Origin of the sequence: Halomonas sp. (genome assembly GCF_041689495.1) — a bacterium.
GTDB lineage: Bacteria > Pseudomonadota > Gammaproteobacteria > Pseudomonadales > Halomonadaceae > Halomonas.
Window position 1 is genome coordinate 1 of sequence record NZ_JBDNGD010000516.1, and the last position, 1,728, is coordinate 1,728.

Genomic DNA, 1,728 nt, shown 5'->3' on the forward strand with positions numbered 1-1,728 from the left:
AGCTAGGGTTCAAAGGCTATCCGGAGTTCCACAAGGCCCTGTTGCGCGAACTGGAGGCAAAGGGCATCGGGCCCACCCAGCGGCGCGACAACTGGTCATCCGAAGCCCCCGAGACGCATCTGCTGAACCGGTTCGCCCAGACGGTCACGAACAACCTGCAACAGACCTTTGCCCATATCGAGACGGAAAGATTCGATCAGGCGACCAGTCAGCTGACCGATGCCGACCGGCGCCTTTACATTGTCGGCGGGCGTATCACCCAGGCGCTGGCCGATTATGCCTTTACGCATTTCCAGGCGGTGCGCCCCCGTGTGACCCATATGACCTCTTCCTCGGGCACGTGGCCGCATTACGTGCTCGACATGGAACCGGGGGAAACCCTGCTGATATTCGATATCAGGCGTTATGAGACCAACCTGCTTCGCCTGGTGGAAATGGTGAGCCAGCGCGACGTGAGAATCCTGTTGTTCACCGATCAGTGGGGATCCCCCATCTCGTCACTCGCCGACTTCACCTTCAACTGCTGGGTAGAGATTCCCTCAGGATGGGATTCCAACGTGTCGACCATGATGCTGTTGGAGACCATGATCGCCGCCGTCCAGGAGCAGCGCTGGCCCGAAGCTCGTGATCGCTATGAACGGCTGGATGAATTGTTCGACATGACCCATTTTTTCCGCAAATTCACCTGACTGCCACCCCGAGGCACGGAGCCCATCCTCAGACCCTCAAGCGATCACGCGCCTGGTAATACCAGGCACCCAGAGCCGATAGTGGGACGCGCAACAGGCGCCCGCCGGGGAAGGGAAAGTGGGGAATCCCGGCGAAGGCATCGAATCGTTCGCCCTGTCCATGCATGACCTCGGCGATCAGCCGCCCCGCCAGGTGGGTACAGGTGACCCCGTGCCCGGAGTAGCCCTGAGCATAGTAGACATTGCCGTTGATCACCCCGAACTGAGGCAGGCGATTGAGCGTCATCAGGAAGGTGCCACTCCAGGCGTAATCCACCTTTACCGCCTCGAGCGCCGGGAAGGTCTTGAGCATCTTGGGACGTATCACCGCCGTGATATCGGCGGGATCCTGTCCTCCGTAGTTGACCCCGCCGCCATACAGCAGGCGGTTGTCGGCCGTCAGGCGGTAATAGTCGAGCAGGTAATTGCAGTCCTCCACGGCCATGTCATTGGGGATCAATGATCGGGCAAACGTAGCATCCAGCGGCTCGGTGGTGATGATCTGGGTACCGCAGGGCATCGAGCGACCTTCGAGTTCCGGCATCACCCCCTGCAGGTAGGCATTGCCGGCCATCACGACACGCTGGGCCCTGACGGCTCCCTCGGGCGTTCGCAGCTGGACGGGGTCACCGTGAATCACCTCGTCCACCGGCGACGCTTCGAAGATGCGACCGCCCAGGGATTCCAGCGCGGCCGCCTGGCCCAGCACCAGGTTGAGTGGGTGCAGATGGCCACCGGAGTGGTCCACCAGGCCGCCCAGATAGCGTTGCGAGTTCACCTCGCGCTTGAGTGCCTCACCCTCCAGCATCTCGAGTTCCCGGTGACCATAGCGCTCCCAGAGCGCCTTGTGCTCGCGCAGCCCCTGCATCTGCTTCTCGTTGGAGGCGGCGAAGAGATTGCCATCATGCAGGTCGCACTGTATTCGGTAGGCATTGATGCGCTGGCGAATGATGCGATTACCCTCAAAGGCCATATCACCCAGGGCGCGTGCCGTCTGCTC

Annotated in this window: 2 protein-coding genes; one reads left to right on the top strand and one right to left on the bottom strand. The window is 61.3% G+C overall.

Annotated elements, in window-relative coordinates:
• A partial coding sequence (locus ACESMD_RS15345; protein ID WP_372614677.1) for a MurR/RpiR family transcriptional regulator occupies positions 1–689 on the top strand: 689 nt, incomplete at its 5' end.
• A 28-nt stretch (positions 690–717) separates the two neighbouring features.
• Here the strand turns inward: ACESMD_RS15345 and ACESMD_RS15350 are convergent.
• The coding region (locus tag ACESMD_RS15350) for an NAD(P)/FAD-dependent oxidoreductase (protein WP_372614679.1) at positions 718–1,728 on the bottom strand (1,011 nt) is incomplete at its 5' end.